Source organism: Shimia sp. FJ5, assembly GCF_032918335.1.
GTDB lineage: Bacteria > Pseudomonadota > Alphaproteobacteria > Rhodobacterales > Rhodobacteraceae > Shimia > Shimia aestuarii_A.
Genome location: NZ_JAWJUV010000010.1, coordinates 1 through 18,291, shown reverse-complemented (window position 1 = coordinate 18,291; position 18,291 = coordinate 1). Strand labels below are relative to the sequence as shown.

The following is an 18,291-nucleotide window of genomic DNA, read 5'->3' as shown; positions in this document are numbered from 1 at the left end:
TTCACCCATATTGCCGATTTGAGGTCCCAAACGCAGATCCGAACCACGCGTATCACCCGATCTGGGTACCTGCGCCAGACAGCGTCTTTGCCCCTCACTCCTCCGAAACCATTTTCTAGGAGAGGCCCGGCAGCAGGTGTTTGCTGTTTGCGGCGCAGGGTTGGGTTTCTGCGCATGAAAGACGCGCCATTGGGCCAATTCAGTGATTTCCATGCCCGGAAGCAATGTGGCCCGCGTGAAAATCGATGCAGGAGCCGAACTCCCGGCAGGATTATTGTCAGGCGTGCTTCCTCCCCCTGCCCTGTCGCTTATCTCGGAGGATGGTGAAAACGCCGCTAGCGATGATGAGCGCCGCACCGGCCACAGTCATCGTACCCAGGCTCTCGCTCCAGATCACCCATCCGAAGAGTGTGGCCCACAGTAGACCCGTGTAGTCCAGTGGCGCAACGAGGACTGCCGGTGATAGCCGGAAGGCCTGCGTCATCATCGTCATGCCAATCGTACCGAAAATGGCGATGCCACCGAACAGCCAAAGATCCTGTGCCTGTATCGGCATCCAGACGAACGGTACGATCGCTGCGCTCAGCAGTGTTCCGGCACCTGTCAGATAGATGAGAAGCGTCCATACACTTTCCCTCGGATCGACCCAACGTGCGCTGAGCATCAACAGGGCATAGACGAATGCGGTCGCAACCGGCAGCATCGAAATCAGCTGAAACGTAGCGCCGCCCGGTCGGATAATCATCAACACACCGATAAATCCGGTCAGCACCGCCAGCCATCTGCGCCAACCGACCGCTTCGCCCAAAAAGAGAGCCGAGATAAGAGTGATGAAGAACGGCGCGACGAAGATCAGCGCCGTCGCCTCTGCCAGGCCAAGATACATGAAACTGGTAAAGAACATCATGGTGGCACCGACCCAGAGCGCGCCACGGACCAGATGTGCCAGGGGGCGGTGCGATCGCAGTGCTATGGCACCTTCTATCATCAGCGCGATGAGGATCGTGAACGGCAGGGCGATCACATTGCGCATGAACAGAATCTGGAGGGGCGAATACCTATCCGTGAGCGTCTTGGCGATTGCATCATTCGTGCTGAGGCAGGCCACACCGATACACATTAGAACAATGCCCTGTGTACTGGACTTCGGCATCCTTACATCGACCTGGCTCATCTTTCCCTCCCACGGCGCACCCCGCGCCAGCGCGTTGATCCTGGCGACCAGACTATACGCTCTCACCGGACGACTTCATGCGCATCGCTTTTCATGTCAGGATATGACGGCAACCAATCGCGGCCTGACCGATAATCTGAGAGGAATCCATGCTCGGAACGATGAAACCGTGTGTCGATCGGCACTGCATCCTTAGGGTCAGGATTCCTTTCCAGTAGATGGTAAATATTGCGAATGCGATCACTGATAGGACCACCTTCGGACACCGGTCAAAGAGGGTAGCTACGCGGCGCACGCAAGGCGGCTATCGGTGTTTTCTGTCGATCTGATAGGCGGGTGCAATGCATGCCGCGACACTACAGTTCAGATTGGTATCCCCTTTGACCGTGTTCCACCACGACGATATAAGTGACAATGAAAATGCGTTCGACTAGCGACAGGGGCTTGCGGGTTGAGAGGAGTGTGAATGGACGACAACCCTAGCACCGGACAATGCCTTTGTGGCGCTGTGACGTTCCGCATATCGGGAGAGTTTGAGCTACTCCCCGAAATTCGGACACTGACATAAGCTACGATTTGCAGTCTGCTGATCTTCGACGAGAAGGAGATCAGAAATGTCGAAACGCAAACAGCACGCGCCTGAGTTCAAGGCGAAGGTCGCGCTGGAAGCCCTGAAGGGCGAGGAGACGGCGGCCGAGCTGGCGAGCCGGTTCGGGGTGCATCCCACGATGATCCATCAATGGAAGCGAGCCCTGCTGGAAGGGGCCTCCGGGGTGTTCGAGCGCGGTGGCCGCAAGAAGCCCGAGATCGACGAGGAGCAGGTGAAGGAGCTTCACGCCAAGATCGGGGAGCTGGCGGTGGCCAACTCTTTTTTGGAACGAAAGCTGAAGCCCTGGGGCGGGAAGTGAGGCGCGGCATGATCGAGCCTGACCATCCCCAGCTGTCCATCGGTCAGCAGTGCAAACTGCTCTCGATCGCGCGCTCATCCTATTACTACGAGCCCAAGGGAGAGACCGAACAGAACCTCGGCCTGATGCGGCAGATCGACGAGCAGTTCCTTGAGACCCCGTTCTTCGGCGTCCGGCAGATGACCTGGCACCTGCGCAATGAGGGGCATCTTGTGAACGAGAAGCGGATACGCCGGCTAATGCGCCTCATGGGCTTGATGCCGATCTACCAGAAGCCCAATACCAGCAGGCCGGCGAAAGGGCACAAGACCTATCCCTACCTGCTGAAAGGGCTGCGTGTGGAACGCCCGAACCAAGTTTGGTGCTCGGATATCACCTACCTGCCCATGCGGCGCGGCTTCCTATACCTCGTCGCAATCATGGACTGGCACACTCGAAAGGTCTTGGCCTGGCGCATCTCGAACACGCTGGAGGCCGACTTCTGTGTCGAGGCGCTGAACGAGGCCATCCACAAATCTGGCCCGCCCGAGATAATGAATACTGATCAAGGATCTCAGTTCACGTCCTTCGCTTGGACGGATCGGCTCCGCCGGTCGGGCGTGCGGATCTCGATGGATGGGAAAGGCCGTTTCCTGGACAACATCTTCATCGAGAGGCTGTGGCGCACCCTGAAATACGAGTGCGTCTACCTGCATGCCTGGGATACAGGATCAGAGACCAAGGCGGCCATCCGGAAATGGATGACCTTCTACAACCACCAGCGCCCTCACTCGGCCCTCGGCGGCAAGCCTCCGGCGCTGGTCTACTGGCAGAGAAATGATATCAACCAACCCGATCAGCAGGTGCAACGAGTAGCTTAAATTACACCAGATCCTGTCCAAGAGATGGGGAGTAGCTCAGTTCGAGAGCTTTTTCCTTTGCCACTGCGCCCGCTGCCGTAAGGACAGCGGTTCGGCCCACTCGGCAAACCTGTTTTCCTCGACGGCCAAAATTACCTGGGTTTCAGGCGAGGAAAACATCAAAATATTTCGGCTCTCCGGGTCACACCATATGAAGAGCTTTTGCTCCAACTGCGGGGCCGCGCTGCCTGTTTCTCAGCCGGAGGTTGGTTTTCTTGTCGTGCCTGCAGGGTCGATTGACAGCCGGATCGATATACGACCCACCGCGCATATCTACTGTGCCAGTCGTGCAGACTGGGACAACGACCTCGCCTCCATCGAATGGATCGACGGGCTTCCCGGTTGAACCGAAGATGCAAATCGGACAGCAGCCAAACGTCAAGGCGCGACCGTCGGGTTCATCCTGCTCTACAGACACTTGCACTCCGAGAATGCTGTGCCATGGACGAATAGCAGGTCTGGCCAAGCAGCGCGTGGAGTCAGCGCTGAGAGTGAATGGCGGTTCCGGGCTGGGTTCACCTTCACTGCGCAAAGTCGATCCCCAATACTGCTCTCCTAGCTGCCGCACGATCGATAGCGCGTTTTGCTTTCTCGGTCGGCCCATACATCTCTATGTAATCGAGTAAGGCCGCTTCCAATTCGTCTATGCAACGCTGGGTGTCTTTCTGTTTCTCATCCATCTCACTTCTCCAGTGGTTCGATGCCAACCTGCAGTCATGAGTGTTAACAAAATGCAAACATTGCAAGCTTTAGAGGGACAAGGATGAACTACGCATTTGATCGTCAAAGCGAACGAACGGAACTTCTGATCGAGCTTTCGAGACTGCCAAACGACCAAAGATCGAAGATCATTGAAAAGTATCGGCGCCGCTCAGAGGCGGCATTTGCTCCGGCAACACTACGGAATTACCGCATGATACTCAGGTTGTTTTCTGAGTGGTGTGCGCCACGAGGGTATAGTGCGGCACCACCTATCTCTCCTTCTACAATCGCGGAATGGGTCGATGATATGGGGGGAAAGCTAGCGGCAACAACGATCGAAACAAGGCTCTGGGGGATTGCCGAACTTCATCGCTCCCACTTCCTTCCAACGCCTACAACGCACCGCTTAGTTGAGCTGGCAGTCAAGAGCGTAAAGCGAAAATACGGATCTGCTGCAAGGCAAGCCCCACCACTAGGGAAGAAAGACGTCTTGGCTGCGATTGAGAGGCTAGGAAATACACGGATTGAGATGCGGGATAAGGCGCTTCTTTGGATCGCGACGGACAGTTGGTGCCGCGCTTCAGAAATCTGCAATTTCCGCGTAGAAGACCTACAGCGGCAGGATGACGGTAGCAGCTTGCTCTTCGTGTCTCGATCCAAAACGGACCAAAATGGCGAGGGTGCTTTTGCATTCCTATCGAGTCGAGGCACGAATGCAGTAATCGCATGGATTGATGAAGCTGGCTTAAAGGCTGATCATCCAATTCTCACGAAATCGCAGAGGGGAGGCTTAAGAACTCCCCTGGACCCCGCAACACTATCCCGGATCATCCGGCGACGTACTGGCCGAAACGATGTATCAGCACACAGCACACGAGTCGGAGGTGTGCAGGATGCTTTTCGTCTGGGCTGTGACTTGTCATCAATTATGGTGGCAGGGCGCTGGACTTCGCCTGAAATGCCTGCCCGATATGCACGACGACTGCTCGCCTCACAATCTGCAGCAGCTAAGGTATCGGAAGCGTTCCAGGAGGCGCAGAGTTGAGCTTCAAAATGCGAGATATCTAAAATGCTGCTTGGTTGAATCCGCACCGAGACAACCAGAACTTTGATCAATGTCAGCCGTTGTCACTCGCGGATCCAGAGCTCAGCGCCCCCCGTGGACATCGCGGAAAGCTGATCGCAAAAAGCCCGCAGTGTTCATGGGCGCGGGCGGCAAAGAGGCAGAGAGGTTACAGAAATCCCCTCGCATATTCAAGAACGTAAAGTGAACTCATGATCCCGGCAATGTCCACGAACATTTGCTGCGCATCAAAATGGGGTCCGCAATGCTGAATGCAGGGTAAGCACAGCCTTAGCCTGATACTAAGAAAGGTCTGAAGAACCTCCTCGAGAAAATGGAGAACCAGTCTTGGTTCACAAGGAGAGATCATCAAAATTTTGAAGGACATGCTGAAGAGACCTGACAAGTTGACTCTGTTCAGAATCGGACAATCCATAAGTCACATCAGCGAGATCCATATTTGCGATCAGTTCTGCCTGTTGGCCGAGCTCTCGCGCACGCGGCGTAAGACATAGAAGCATGGCACGTTTGTCTTTCGGAGAGGGCTGCCTGATGAGAAGGCGATCTCGCTCCATTCTAACAGCCAGAGAACTCAGAGTGGCGGTCTCAACCCGAAGCGCCCTGGCAACATCTGACAGCGTCAGATCTTCTCGATCACCTACAACTCGAATAAAACCTGCAGTGCCCGCGGAAAGACCGATCGAGCCGAGCTTGACCTGTCGCCGCTTCATAATCTCCTTCGAGATCGCTGAACACAGATCGTAGATATCCCGCCCGCGCTGAACGTGATCCTGATCAAATTTTGGGATTTCCAAGTCTGACGACATTTGGACTCCTATACTGTTCCGCGATCACGGAACATTCTTAGGAAATAGTTTGGTTGCTACCTACTATTTATCAGTACATCACGCAACAAAACGACCAAAATCCATACAGTTCTACGTTTTGGCGCAGAAAAAACTTCTTGAAGGCAGGTAGCTCACGGATACTTAGGTAGCAATCTATCAATAATAAGCCGTGCAAATGACCGCCTTTATCGCATCTCTTACTCCAATCGCACTGCGCACATCTGCTGTCATGTCAACAGCAGAACTTGCCGCTTGGGCGCAGATTGGCAAAAACTCGGTTCCTCGCCTGACCGCAGGATTTGATATCCGCGAGTTGTCCGGTCATGCGAAAAACCATCGATATTCAGTTCATGACGTAATGCAAAAAATCCTCGGTGTCGCAGTACGTAACGCCGAGAGTATGGAGACCCTACTCTACCCCCTCCAAAAATCCACCTGGGTATCTGAGTACACTGGCCTGAGCGTTTCAGCGATCAATGCCGCAATTTGTGAAGAGCGCCTCACCCTCCCCGCACCTGTTGAACTGACCCAAACGGGACACGGCCAGGCGGCTGCAAGAGGCAGGCGCTGGATTCCTGCTCAGATCGACGCGTATCTGCGGAATGATACGATCCCATTCATGCCAGCAATAGCAGCCGTTCCGGCTACCAATACTGCCTCGAAAACCGCCTCTCGTAACGTATTTGCAGCGATTTGCTCCGATAACGCCGAGGTCTCCCGCCAATGCCATTTGTAACGAACGGTCCTAAATTTCCGGTGCAGGGAAATTCATGAATGTTCGTTACCACTTCCCCGATAACGCCAGAAAGTCCATGTAACGCCAAGCTCTTACGGAAATGCCCATGACTGAAAGAACCTCGATAATTCCGACGATGCAAGAGGCCGTTGCACATGTTGAGATACACGGTAGCAAGAGCCAAAAACAGGATATTCGCAAAGCCAAATCTGCTTTTGCGATCCATGGTTTCGAAGGTCCGGATTTCGATCATTTTCCCGCAGTGTTGTCGGACTATGAGAAAGCTGTTCCCAAGCTGCGTGGTGGCATGACGGCACTTCAGGCTCTCATCCACGCAGCGGGAATTGCAGAAGAGACCTATAAACAGCAGCAACGCGCCGGCCGCCGCCTCATTGAAGCTGTTACCGGTGCAAAAGCCGCCAAGCTTGAGCGGAGGGCACGTGACGATGAATGGGCTGAACTGTTGCGGCGCGTGGACCTTCTGGTTGCCGCCGGTTTCCTCCGAAAGCAAAATCGCATTGCGCTGACCACTTTGGTCGACTGCTGCCGGACTGGCGATATCTCCCCCTCGGGTTTGACGTTGGACCGGGCCGAGACTTGGCTGTCGTCTGCCCCGGTGGCGGAGCGCAAGAGACTGCGAAACGGCCTGAAAGCTTTTGATGGACTGCGCGACATTGAACGTTTACGCCCGTTCTTACCCCCCTACCCCGTGACCCCGACCGTGAAACCCGCTGGCCGCATCTCGACTCTCCCTGAGCCACTTCAGAACACCATCAGTAATTGGGTCGAGGTCGCCGCTCGAGAGCAAGTTGATGATCCGCGCCACGCACATATGGCCGCAGCGCTTTCTGCCTCGACGCGGGCAACGTACAGTGCCGCGACCTCACTCTATATCCAGACCCTGCTTGAGTTGTTCCCGAACCTCTCAAACGAGGTCGATCTGAAGCATCTGTTCTCCGAAAATTATATCGACTGCGTCTTGGCTGCCTGGGGCAGAAATGCTGACCTTAAGACGCGAACACTCGCTGGTTATGCCGCAGACATCGTTAGTCTTTTGCATCGAAATGGACTGCCCGATGCCGGCACCTATGTCAGAGGGCTGACGAAAGTCCTTCCATATTTGGTCGAGGGTAGATCTGCGAGTAAAACCATGAGTCCGAAGGTCAAGAAATGGTGCCAATCTCTCCTGCGTGATCCCCGAAAAACTGCCCTCTTTCAGATTCAGCACCTCGAATATTACCGTCGTGCTCTCGAAGTCCTCGCCACCGCAAAACAACATGGCTTGGATTTGAAGACCCTTTCAAAGCCGACCGTGTTGGCCACCCTGCCGACCAAAGAGCGCTCCTCCGCCAAAGCGGCGCTCCGGCAGGCGCGAATGTTCGGTATGATGGCCGCCTACGCAGCCATCGCCCTGGAGGGCGCGCCATTTCGGCGGCAAAACATGCTCTCACTCCGGCACAGCGGTCCCAAGAAAACGATGCATCTGCATCTTAGAGGGCGTTCCCCCCATGTGATCATCAAGTTTCCGAATGAGGAGCTGAAAAACGGACGGTTTCTCTCTGAACGTGGCGAAGAACTCGAGCCGATCACGATCGAGAAACGCGGCACCGGAGACCATGCTGTCGAGATCATCACTTTCTACTTGAGAGAAATCCGGCCATTGTTCCCTGAGGCGGACAAAACACACGCGCTTTTTCCACCACTTGAGAAGGCCATCACCCCAAACGATGGGTTCGTTGCGCGTACTTTTTACATCTGGCTTGCAGAAGCTTCCGGTGCAATCGGCCTGCCAATGAATTCCCACAATTATCGCCACGGATATTGTTCGATCGACATCAACGAAGGCCGCCGATCGATGGAGGACCTGGCCAAAATCCTTGGGGATACAGTCTCTGTCGTGCAGCGCAATTATGCCTGGATCAACGCCAAACAGTCGGTGCTGAATGTGCAGAAGGACACGGCACTTCGCCGTGCCAAAATCCTGCAGGCGCGAAGTGAAGCCTCATGAACCGATATCACATTCTTTCCAAACCGGCCTGGCAACAATTTCTGCACATCGAAGAGATTCATGATCTCCCCTTGCCCGCTTTGATGGCAGCGGATCAAGTTTGGCAACAAGCAATCGCCTCCCGAACAAAACAGCCGGTCGCCTCCGACTATGCCCGCTGGGCACGTAACTGCGCTGCGGATGCGCCGGACATTTGGCTCTCTCATCTGTGCGTGGCCTTCGAAACCATTCTGCCATCCGAGCTACCCAGTGTTGATGCCGCAACCGCGCTGCTTCCAAAGCCAGATCTGGAGCCTGCCCCTGTATCTGCAGACCGGTCCGTTGATTGGGATCCCTGCCGATACAATCCAAACGCCCGGTCTCGGAAAGTCTCGGTGCATCCGTGGGAACTGCCTGATGATTGGCAAGACGTGTTGCGTCGTGCTGCGTACGGGTTCCCTGGAAAGAAAGCCGCCGCTCCTGCCCGCGATATCCTGCACCGCATGTGTGAAAAGCTGTGTCAGTTCACATGGTCGGCCCGTGAAGCAGGATTTGAGCCGGCCATTTCGGAAAACGCCATCAACCTGTATCTCGCGGATCTTGAAGCGCGACTGCATCAAAAGCCACACGGCATCCGCTGGGCGACAATGCGCGCCACCGCTGAAGAACTTTATCGCTTTGCACGGTACAGCGGGCTCACCTCTGAAGAGGACACAAGGTATCTCAGCAAACGTTTGACCCGATACTCCCTCTACGAAAAGGGGCAGGATGCGCTGAAGTTTCAGGCTTTGCTCGACACAGGCAACACGACTTTGAGTCTGTTAGACAAAGCGGATGCGCTCCTGTTGCGGGCCGCCTCTGAACCACGTCCGTCGCGTCGTCATCTTTTGCGCAATGCGGGCGCAATTCTCGGTCTTTACAGCATTGTGCCCCTGCGCAACGCGGATGCCCGTTTGATTTTCGGGGAGACGCTGTATTGGGAGGCCGGCACCTGGGTGATCGATACTGCGATCAACAAGACGAAAGCGCACAACACCGACCATCTCGTAGTCGCTCTGGAACCCGAGTTCGCACGATATATCGACGTGGTGGTACAAGGTGATCACAATGCGCGCCATCTGTCTGACATGAGGGACCTTGCCATGGAGCAAGGCGGTCCTCTTTTTGTGCGAGACCGAGGAAAATACACCAGCCCGACCTATATTCCCCGCCTGTTCAAGACTTTTTCCGGGACCTCGTTTACGACGACACGGACAATGCTTCACACGGATCAAGCTATTCACCGCGGCGAAACGGGCACGCGCGACGCTATGGTCATGGCTCAACAAACATCAGCGGCAACCGCGGAAAAATACCAGGCGAAACGCATACGCCAGGTGGCGGTTCAGTGCGTACAGGCTGCAGCCAGCGAACGGCGGGAAGCTCTCATGTCCGATGATCTCATCCGCCAAATCCGCGCGTTCACAGACCGACAGGAGAACCGCAATGCAGATCTCTGAAATCTACGCCCAACTGACCGGTAATGCGTTATCAGAAAGAGACGAAACGCGCTTCACTACGATGGTCGCGATTGAATTCCTGGCAAAGAAAGAAGGGGTACCTGTTGAGGCGCTCAATCTCGCCGCACCTGATTTCGCCAAAACATATCCGCCTGACAAGGACGATCTTCGCGGCCATTGGAACGGCGCGACACACTATAAGGCTTGGCGCAGAGCTATTCTGGATGCGCAGATGCTGGCTGATCCCTGTAACACGGACGGTGATCCCTGGACTTCGTTGAGACGCGCTGCACGTCTATGTTTCAACCGGACAATGGCGAGTTTACATGACCTGCCAAGATTTCTTCCCTCGAAAACAGAGCCGTGGCACGTGGATGATGAGATCATTAGAAATGCTTATGCACCGCTCAGAGGAGCAAAGAGAATTCGTTTTCGTGGGGCATTGAACGCATTCCGCCAGCTGTATGACGGTGACTTGGTCGAGCGTACCGGGCTTTTGCCGGAGTTGATGCCAGCTGCCCTACCGAATTTGCGTGATCATCGCCGCTTTATAACGATGGCGCCTGAAATCGCTTCGGCGCGCAGCATGATCAAATGCAAGAAGTCTCTCAATGCCTTTGACTATGTACATCGTCTCGCTGCCGCCGGAGGGCTTCTGGATAGCGTGAGTGATACCCTTGATGACATGCGCAAGGCCGTCGTGAATTTGCCGGATCCCTCAGATGTTGGCATTCCTCCCGTCAAAACGAAAACGCTACGCGTCTACATCAATGACGTCATGCATTGCATTGGAGGTCGCGATTACCGGCTCACAGAAGTTCAGCAGGCATGGTCAGATCTCCGCAAAATGGCCCGATCTGCCGGGTTCCAGACAAATGCGTTATTCAACATCTCCATGCCGGCCAGTGCGGCTGGTTTGATGCCATCCGAGATCTCCGCAGACTGGGTACAAACAGTCATTGAGTATCACAAAAGTCGTGGGTCCCGATCCACACCAACGCAATGTCGTCTTGGTTGCGAACAACTGGACGCCCTGCGAGGCGTTCTCCCGGCTGAATTGTTGCCTACTGTCCCGATAGGCATTCGGCGCTCATTTCCCGCTGCAAAGCTACCGCCGCGTCCAAAAGATCCTGTCGTCGTTGCGTGGGATGAATTATATATCAAGATCACCAAAACAGCTCTGATCACTGACGAATATGAGCATCTTTGGGTTATTCGCAGAGAGGCTATCAAGAAGCAAACTGCGCCAGAAGATATCACACAGAAGTGGTTGGAGGAGTTGCGGGATAGTTGCCCTTATGACTGTTTGTCTCACGTGTACAAAGGCGTACATGATCTCCGTAAAATTTCAGGCTTTGAACATCTGCAGCCATTATGGCACCGCCGACAGCGACACGGTGGCTTACCAGAAAATTTGGAGCGGGAGCTTGAAACGGTCGTCGCCACGATGGGAGCGGCCCCAACCACATATCGCAGCCTGAAGCTGGCAGCTGGTGTTTTGGCAGAGCATCTAGGGTTCGATGAGAACGCATCTTTGGAAGATGTTCGTGCTGTAGATATCGCCTCTTTTGAGTGGCCTTGCTCTGCAGCGAAAGGCAAAACTTATAGCAAGAGTATCATGCAGATTAAGAACTACCTGACATTGCCATGGACTTCAGAGTGGCGTGTTCTTCAAGAAATCGTTGTCGGCACAGGGATGACAATGAAAGCAAACCCCATCCCGAAATTACTGGCGTGGAGCCCAGACCCTTCCCCCCGGTTGGTTTCTCTGGACTGGGCACAGCAACTTGATCGCGACCTTCGCTCAAAGATCGCCAATCCGCCTCATGGCCGTGCAGATCTCGCGAAGACCATGGCAAAGCACGTCGCAGAATTTGATGGGCTGCGCGAAATTCCTGAGGTGGATGTCTCCGGCTTAATGCCACCGCCGATTGGATTGATACGGTAATTTTTTCCGGAATTCTTAACTTTTTTACAGCGGGCTAAGAAATCAGCTACACAGAGGCTGCCGCTTTGATGAACAACTCGCCTCGGACCGATTGACTGCTTGCTGAGAGGGGGGTCTTCTCGAAGACTGGCGACGGGACGTAACACCCTATGATTGGTTCCCAACCGTCTTCCGGTCCTTCATCGCGCTCACCGCAACAATCATCTTCTGGTCATGAGACGCCGTAAGGAGGGCTTGGACCTCGCGCCGCTGTTGCCACTTGTCAAATCGGCACCGCGCTGCCGCCATTCCCGTACTGAACCCAAATAGAGAATGACCGAGTGAGGTTGTTTGTTGGAATGGATGTATCGCGTAGGAAGACCGCAGTCTGTTTGATCAATTGGCACGGCAAGATCATCAAAGAGTAGAGGCGACTCAGCTTCCAAAGTCCTGAGCCTCGCTCAAAACGCTATTGCGTGGCAATTGCGCAAGGTTCTATGCGCCAAAGCCCACCAGCGGCGCACTATTCGAGCTCCGCGAGAGGATCAAGATCCATTTTGTCAGCTGTTGAGTCCCATCCTGCTGGCGTGCCAGGATGCCTCGGCACGGCTGGAAATCCCAAGCTTGCGATAGATTGTCTTGATGTAGCCCGAAACAGTGTTCTCCGAAATGCCCAACACCGCAGCCGCCTCAGAATTGCGCAACCCTCGTGCAATCAGGGCTAGCACCTCAGTCTCTCGCTTGGTCAGGTCGCCTTCTTCACTTTCAATCGGTCCAGTCAGGCGAAAATGGCTCATGATGCGTCTTGCAACAGAGGGCGAAAGCGCCGGGATTCCTGATGACAGTTCCCGAAGTTGGCGAACAAGCATCTCGTAAGGCTGTTCCTTCAATAAATACCCATCGGCTCCCGCCGCAAGCGCGGAGACGATATAGCCATCATCTGACATCACGGTGGTGACGATCGCTGCCCCTTCGGGCGAGGCCTTGCGAAAACTTCGCAACACATCAAGGCCATTACCATCCGGCAGAGACAGGTCGATGAGCGCAACATCAAATACAGTCCCCTGCACGAGCTGCGTCCCTTCGCGTACTGTACCAGCAGTCTGGACGCTGATCCCTTCGAACGCATCCTGCAAAAGCACAGTCAACCACTGCCGGGTTTCCGGGACGTCTTCCAATATGAACCCTAATCTCATCGCGACCCTCTCATTGTGCGACGTTGCTGCGCGGCAGGGAAAAGACCAAGCGCGTGCCATCGTCAGTCCCCGGTCGCGGCGACACAAGCTCAAACCGTCCGCCACAACTCTGCGCACGCTCTTTCATATTGCGTAGTCCATTACCCTTTGAGCCCTGCTTTGGCCTTATGCCAATCCCGTTATCCTCGACCGTCACGACTACAAATTCATTATCGCCACAGATCCGCACAAAAACCTCCGACGCTTTCGCATGTTTCAAGATATTGTTGGCTGCTTCCCTAAGCAGTGCTCCCAATTCGTTGGCTGACCGCGCCGCGAGCGAAGGCAAGTCCTCTTGTTCGATGTGCCATGCCACCTCGATGCCGACATCATGGAAATGACCAGTGATCTCATGGCGCAGGTCCGCCAACATCTCTCCCATCGACCGATCGGGGTTGTTGCGGTCTGACACGATATCGCGCAAATCCTTGAGCGCCTCGCGGATCAGTCCGTTCTTGCGCCCGTCATCCTGGCTATGCAGCGCACCGAGCAACCGCACCCCGATATTGTCATGCATGTCGCGGGAAATTCGCGCGCGTTCTTCCAATACCCCTGTTTCAAAGGCGTTGCGGCTCGCGATGGTATGTTCAAGCATCTGACAGAGATCCGCTGCATAGGCCTCATCTTCGCGCGAGAACAGCGTCTTGCCCCCCTCTTTCCAAGTCAGCCGAAGCGCCGCAAGCGGCGCAATCGCCGGGATATCGAGGGCCGTTCCTTCGTCTCGCAATTGCGGCTCAGCGGGCGCGGCATCCTCAAGGGGCTCAATCCCCATAGGCGCAAAAACCGCACGCAGCGCCTCCTGCCAGCGCGCCATCTGCGCCTCCGCGGTCGGCGTGAGTGCCACATCGACAAGTTCGCGCCCCAACAATTGAGACGTGCTGCGCCGTTTGTGCAGGACAAGCCGTCCCAGAGTGTCACGCAACGGGATATATAAGAACGAAACTATCAATAGCGCTAGCCCAAGCGCAGGTGCCCGATCCAACGCCAGCCCATAGACGAAAAGCGCATCAATCAACAGCAGAACACAGACCCCAACCATGTAAAACAGAATTCTGAATGACCAACTCTGCAAGTTGAATAGTCGATACCGCGCCACCCCCAGAGCAAGCCCGGCATAGATCAACAGGAAGAAAATAAAGGCATGGCCCTGCTGTAACGCCGGCTTGACCCCGATCAAGGTCGGCACCGAAACCGTGATTACAAACGCCCCTGCACCAATCAGCACCGAAAGACCAAACCAACGCAGCGAAGCACGCGATAGTGGATCGTTTTCTGTCTTCAGGTATTGAATGAGAACACACACTAGAATGGACACCAACGCCACAATAATCGCCAATTGCGCTCCATAGGATTGCGACGGGAATAGCCCCATCACATGCAGCGCCACCCAAGGCAGGAACACGAGGGTCGGCAAGAAAGTGAAGCGCCCCGCCACCAGTTTCTTGGGGTAGCACAGGAACAGTCCAAGCATCCCGATCCCGAAAAGCATCGCGCCTCCAGAATTGAGCGGCCCGGCCCATTGATAGATCACCCTCGGCAGGGCCAACTCGCGGGTCGAATATATCGCTGCGGCATGGGCGGAGATCATCAGCCCAAACCCGGCCACGAAAAGCCAGAAGGCCGGCAAATCACCCCGTCGCAAGCTGAACACCCAGGCTCCCCCGATAAACCCGCAGACGCCCACCACGACCTGAATCCAGAACACAACAGGCAGTTCTGATAGCGGGCGATTGGGCTCAGGCACAATCCTGCTTTCAAAAACGTAGCCCCCCTGCTCAACAACGCGCAAGACAACGCTGTCACCGTGCAGAAGCTCTGACAGGCACTGTTGCTTGTCGCGAAACACCTCCAGCGCTTCATAGGTCGCGATGGTGTCAGGCTCTTCCACGAGGTCAACCGCCTCCAGCGGTATCGCCGTTTCCCTACCGCTTCCCTTAATTGCGACAATCCACGCCCCGCGCGGGATTATCTCACCATCTGCAAACGATGCGTTCGCCCTGACCTCAATGCGATTTGTCGGCCCGTCCGGCGCAAGGTCAAGCCCCATCCATGGCTGCGAGAGAGATACCCAGAGGGTAAGAAGCGCCGATGCAAGCGCGAAAAGGGTCGCAAAAAGCAACATCGGTATGGGAAGCGAAAAAGCCTTCATGAAACAGTCCCCCGCGAGAATATAGTGTGTCAGAATAGCGATGCCGTCCCCCCGTTCAGGGGGGTGCGGGGTCACGCCAATTGTTAGTATTTTTTCTCTATCGGCCAAACATATTTGTCTCTGCGGTCGGAAATAACTGGTCTGAACGGGTGCTCGCCATGCGGGCACAAGCTCAGGCCTTTGCTTTTAGAAAGAGAAAACCATGCAATTGAAATCATTGGCTCACCTGTCAGGCCTCCTCCTCCTCACTACCGCCCTTTCCGGCTGCCTCGGTAATGGCGGCGGTGCCGGCGGTGGTGGTGGTGGTGGTGGCGATCCCAAACCGCTTGAAGACTACGACACCGCCTATGACGCCATGGCAAATACGCTGGCCACGACGACCCAGCTGACGGGCAATGCCAACTACCAGGGCCAGGTCAAGGTTGAAGTCCTCGATCAGGTCGGTGGACAGGCCGAAGGCCATATCGTGGGCGATATAGACTTGAATGTGGCTTTTGGTGGTCCGGTCGAAGGGACGGTGTCTGGTACGGCGACGAACTTCCGCGGCACGGTCAACAATCAGGACGTGAGCCTCTCTGGAACGCTCGATACCGCGAACTCAAACCTACCCAATATCACGGCCCCAAGCGAACAGGCGCTGCCCACCGGTGGCAGCATCTGGCTCACCAATCTGAGCGCAGGGATGCGCGGCACCCTGACCGACGATGAGACTGGCGAAAGCTCCGATACCGAACTCTCCCTCCTCGGCACCTTCGTCGGCACCAACGGGTCCGGTGCCCATGGCGCAGCGGCCATGACAATCGATAACGCGAATACGCCCGTGTTCATCGCCGGTGGCGGCACATTCTATCTCGAACGGCAATGAGGTTTCGGGCTCCGCCCGACAGTGGGGTCCGACGCATGAAGGTCTTGCAACAGCCATGCAATTTTATTGGCGTCAGATTTTCTAAGCGGGCCTCGCACCGTTTCTGGCAACGCAATCGGGGTAGGTCCGCCCCCTCGGTTGCGGTGCTATTCTTTCTAGCCCTGTCCGGCACGTTTTTCTCGCCACAGTCTGCTTTCGCCTACCAAAACACGTGCAGGACTGCAGTGGCGCAATCACTGCCCCTGTCACAGCTTGAGAAAATGGCGGCCAGCCTGCTCAACGCCAAAAAACCCCGCGAGGCCCTACCCTGTCTTGAGCATCTGGTCTCGGCCCGCCCGGATGAAAAACGCTATCGGATGGGTCTGACCGTGGCGCTCGAAGCAATCGGTGAAAACGACCGTGCGCGCCATCATCTGGAAAAACTGCGCGGTGCCACGCTGGCTGCCAAAGAGCGGGATGTCGTCAACCAACGCCTCCAAGCTCTAGGCCAGGCCAAGACCTGGAGTGGTTATCTTCGGTTCGGTATTACCCCAGAAACCAATCTCGGCAAAGTCGCGGGGACACAGGAAATCGTCATCAACGGTATCCCCTTTACTTACCACCCCACCCAAAAGGCTGAACCCAAGGTCCGCCTGCATATCGAAACCGGCCTGGAATACCTGCCCCACCTAACCCGCGACACGCGCCTGCGCCTCGCCCTGTCACTCGACTCTAAGATCAGCGACGATAAGACCTATCGCGACAACCGGGTCCAGCTTGATCTCGGCCTGCGGCACTATGGCGACCGCCAGCGCCAAGCCGAGTTCGGCCTGCGCCTCGCCATCCGAACTTTGGCTGACAAGACCTATTCCGACCAAACCGGCCTCTATGCCCAGTTCAGCCAACAGATCAGCCGGAAAGGCACGTTCCGCGCCAAGCTCGAAACTTACCGCCTCGCGCATGAGAGTTTCACTGCCGCTGATGGCCGGCGAAATCTCGCCGCGCTCAGCTACAATCACATGGTCTCACCACAATTGCGCCTCTCGCTCAGTGGTTTTATCGAACAAACCAATGCCAACTGGGCGCAGGAGAGCGGGCATCGCGCATCCCTGACCCTCGGCGCGACATATGCTTTCAAGGGCGGCATCGTCTCTTCCCTGAGCGTCACCAAGGGCAGGGAAAACCGCAAGGGCGCCCATCACATTTTTGGTGTCAAACGCCGGGACGATTCTCTGCGCATCGACGCCAGCCTGTTTCACCGCGATTGGCGCATCGGCCCCTTTGTCCCTGTCATCAAGCTTGGGGTTGAGCAATCCAATTCCAATATTCCCATCGCCCGCTTCGATAACCAATATATATCGCTCGGCTTTTCTCGCAGCTTCTGAGGGGGCGGCAGCGCAGAGAGCAATAGTCGTTTGAAAGTCGAATGACTGATCGGACACCTCTTTGCCAACCTGCGCCATACTCGAGCCTCGATAGGGATCTGGTGCGACGACTACGACCCTCACCTCCCTCCCCATGTCTGACGACGGACACCCGAGGGGTAATCCCCCTCGGCGATGTCGTGTTGTAGAGGCTCTGCTGTGTTACTGCGACGCCTCATTCCTTCCGGTTCGCGTAACTATACCTATAATTGTAGTAGTAATACTGACCACTCTTCGATTTCTTGGGATCAAAGGCGTTCAAAATTGCCCCGCTGACCTGAAGCCCTGCCACTTCAAAGGCTTGCTTCAGAGCTTCGACTTCTCCTTCAGGCGTTTGACCAAAGCGGATCACAGCCAGAATGGCCCCTGCTTCGCGCCCAAGAATCACTGGGTCCGTCACCGCGAGCACCGGCGGGCAATCGAAGATGATTAGATCATAATACTTGTCCAACTCCTCCATCATCGCTTTGACTGTTGGGCGCATAAGCAGTTCGGACGGGTTCGGCGGGTAAAGACCGCTTGGAATGAACTCCAGTCCTTCGATATCGGTCGGTTGCACGACACCTTCTAAAGGGCGCTTGTCCGATAGGTAATCCGCGAGGCCAACCGTATCCTTCTTCAAGTTAAAATACTTGCGAAGCTGCCCGCGCCGCAGGTCAGCATCAATCAAACAGACTTTCTTACCCGACTGTGCCGCGACAACGGCGAGGTTGACGGAGGTAAAGGACTTCCCAGCCTCAGGCGCAGTGCTCGTGATCAAAACCGACTTGGATTGGGCATCCAGCATCCCGAAATGAAGACTGGTACGCAGGCTCCGAAATGCCTCAACGGCAAGGTCTACCGGGCTCGTCACCGCCAGGATTGGCCAAGCCTTGTTTTTGCTCCCTGCGCCTTCG

Annotated in this window: 15 protein-coding genes; 9 read left to right on the top strand and 6 right to left on the bottom strand. The window is 55.5% G+C overall.

What is annotated here, in order from left to right; genetic code table 11:
• Positions 1–277: 277 nt before the first annotated feature.
• Positions 278–1,174, bottom strand: a complete 897-nt coding sequence (locus tag R1W01_RS17680; RefSeq protein WP_317275403.1) for a DMT family transporter — start codon at positions 1,172–1,174, stop codon at positions 278–280.
• Positions 1,175–1,788: 614 nt separating this feature from the next.
• On the opposite strand from R1W01_RS17680, the gene R1W01_RS17675 reads away from it, so the two are divergent.
• Together R1W01_RS17675 and R1W01_RS17670 are read left to right on the top strand one after the other, a co-directional pair.
• Positions 1,789–2,942, top strand: a protein-coding gene (locus tag R1W01_RS17675; protein WP_411028175.1) for an IS3 family transposase whose coding sequence is annotated in 2 segments (ribosomal slippage) — positions 1,789–2,041 and positions 2,041–2,942 — 1,155 coding nt in all. Because the reading frame shifts where the segments join, the coding sequence is not laid out codon by codon here.
• Between the two features lie 10 nt (positions 2,943–2,952).
• Positions 2,953–3,327, top strand: coding sequence for a GFA family protein (locus R1W01_RS17670; protein WP_317275416.1), 375 nt, complete (start codon positions 2,953–2,955; stop codon positions 3,325–3,327).
• A gap of 175 nt (positions 3,328–3,502) precedes the next feature.
• On the opposite strand, the gene R1W01_RS17665 is transcribed toward R1W01_RS17670, so the two are convergent.
• Positions 3,503–3,661, bottom strand: a complete 159-nt coding sequence (locus R1W01_RS17665; protein ID WP_243614608.1) for a hypothetical protein — start codon at positions 3,659–3,661, stop codon at positions 3,503–3,505.
• An 83-nt stretch (positions 3,662–3,744) separates the two neighbouring features.
• Here R1W01_RS17665 and R1W01_RS17660 point away from each other — a divergent pair, with 83 nt between their 5' ends.
• Positions 3,745–4,728 carry a tyrosine-type recombinase/integrase gene (locus R1W01_RS17660; protein WP_317275401.1) on the top strand — a complete coding sequence of 328 codons (984 nt, stop codon included), beginning with the start codon at positions 3,745–3,747 and terminating at the stop codon, positions 4,726–4,728.
• A 371-nt stretch (positions 4,729–5,099) separates the two neighbouring features.
• Here R1W01_RS17660 and R1W01_RS17655 read toward each other — a convergent pair whose 3' ends face one another.
• Positions 5,100–5,573, bottom strand: a complete 474-nt coding sequence (locus tag R1W01_RS17655) for a MarR family winged helix-turn-helix transcriptional regulator (protein ID WP_317275400.1) — start codon at positions 5,571–5,573, stop codon at positions 5,100–5,102.
• A 196-nt stretch (positions 5,574–5,769) separates the two neighbouring features.
• Here R1W01_RS17655 and R1W01_RS17650 point away from each other — a divergent pair, with 196 nt between their 5' ends.
• The 4 genes from R1W01_RS17650 (at position 5,770) to R1W01_RS17635 (ending at position 11,764) form a co-directional block, all read left to right on the top strand.
• Entirely contained in the window at positions 5,770–6,330 is a 561-nt protein-coding gene (locus R1W01_RS17650; RefSeq protein WP_243614605.1) for a hypothetical protein, read from the top strand.
• 106 nt (positions 6,331–6,436) lie between these two features.
• Positions 6,437–8,338 carry a hypothetical protein gene (locus R1W01_RS17645; protein ID WP_317275399.1) on the top strand — a complete coding sequence of 634 codons (1,902 nt, stop codon included), beginning with the start codon at positions 6,437–6,439 and terminating at the stop codon, positions 8,336–8,338.
• Complete coding sequence (locus R1W01_RS17640; RefSeq protein WP_317275398.1) at positions 8,335–9,816, top strand: hypothetical protein; 1,482 nt, start codon at positions 8,335–8,337, stop codon at positions 9,814–9,816. The genes R1W01_RS17645 and R1W01_RS17640 overlap by 4 nt, the downstream gene beginning before the upstream one ends.
• Positions 9,803–11,764 carry a hypothetical protein gene (locus R1W01_RS17635; protein WP_317275397.1) on the top strand — a complete coding sequence of 654 codons (1,962 nt, stop codon included), beginning with the start codon at positions 9,803–9,805 and terminating at the stop codon, positions 11,762–11,764. Before R1W01_RS17640 ends, R1W01_RS17635 begins: the two co-directional genes overlap by 14 nt.
• Before the next feature lie 539 nt (positions 11,765–12,303).
• Here the strand turns inward: R1W01_RS17635 and R1W01_RS17625 are convergent.
• On the bottom strand, positions 12,304–12,921 hold the full coding sequence (locus R1W01_RS17625) for a response regulator transcription factor (RefSeq protein ID WP_317275396.1): 618 nt from the start codon (positions 12,919–12,921) through the stop codon (positions 12,304–12,306).
• Positions 12,922–12,949: 28 nt separating this feature from the next.
• On the bottom strand, positions 12,950–15,127 hold the full coding sequence (locus R1W01_RS17620) for an ATP-binding protein (RefSeq protein WP_317275395.1): 2,178 nt from the start codon (positions 15,125–15,127) through the stop codon (positions 12,950–12,952).
• 202 nt (positions 15,128–15,329) lie between these two features.
• Here R1W01_RS17620 and R1W01_RS17615 point away from each other — a divergent pair, with 202 nt between their 5' ends.
• Entirely contained in the window at positions 15,330–15,992 is a 663-nt protein-coding gene (locus tag R1W01_RS17615) for a hypothetical protein (protein ID WP_317275394.1), read from the top strand.
• 35 nt (positions 15,993–16,027) lie between these two features.
• On the top strand, positions 16,028–17,356 hold the full coding sequence (locus R1W01_RS17610; protein WP_317275393.1) for a surface lipoprotein assembly modifier: 1,329 nt from the start codon (positions 16,028–16,030) through the stop codon (positions 17,354–17,356).
• A 214-nt stretch (positions 17,357–17,570) separates the two neighbouring features.
• Here the strand turns inward: R1W01_RS17610 and R1W01_RS17605 are convergent.
• A partial coding sequence (locus tag R1W01_RS17605) for a CpsD/CapB family tyrosine-protein kinase (protein WP_317275392.1) occupies positions 17,571–18,291 on the bottom strand: 721 nt, incomplete at its 5' end.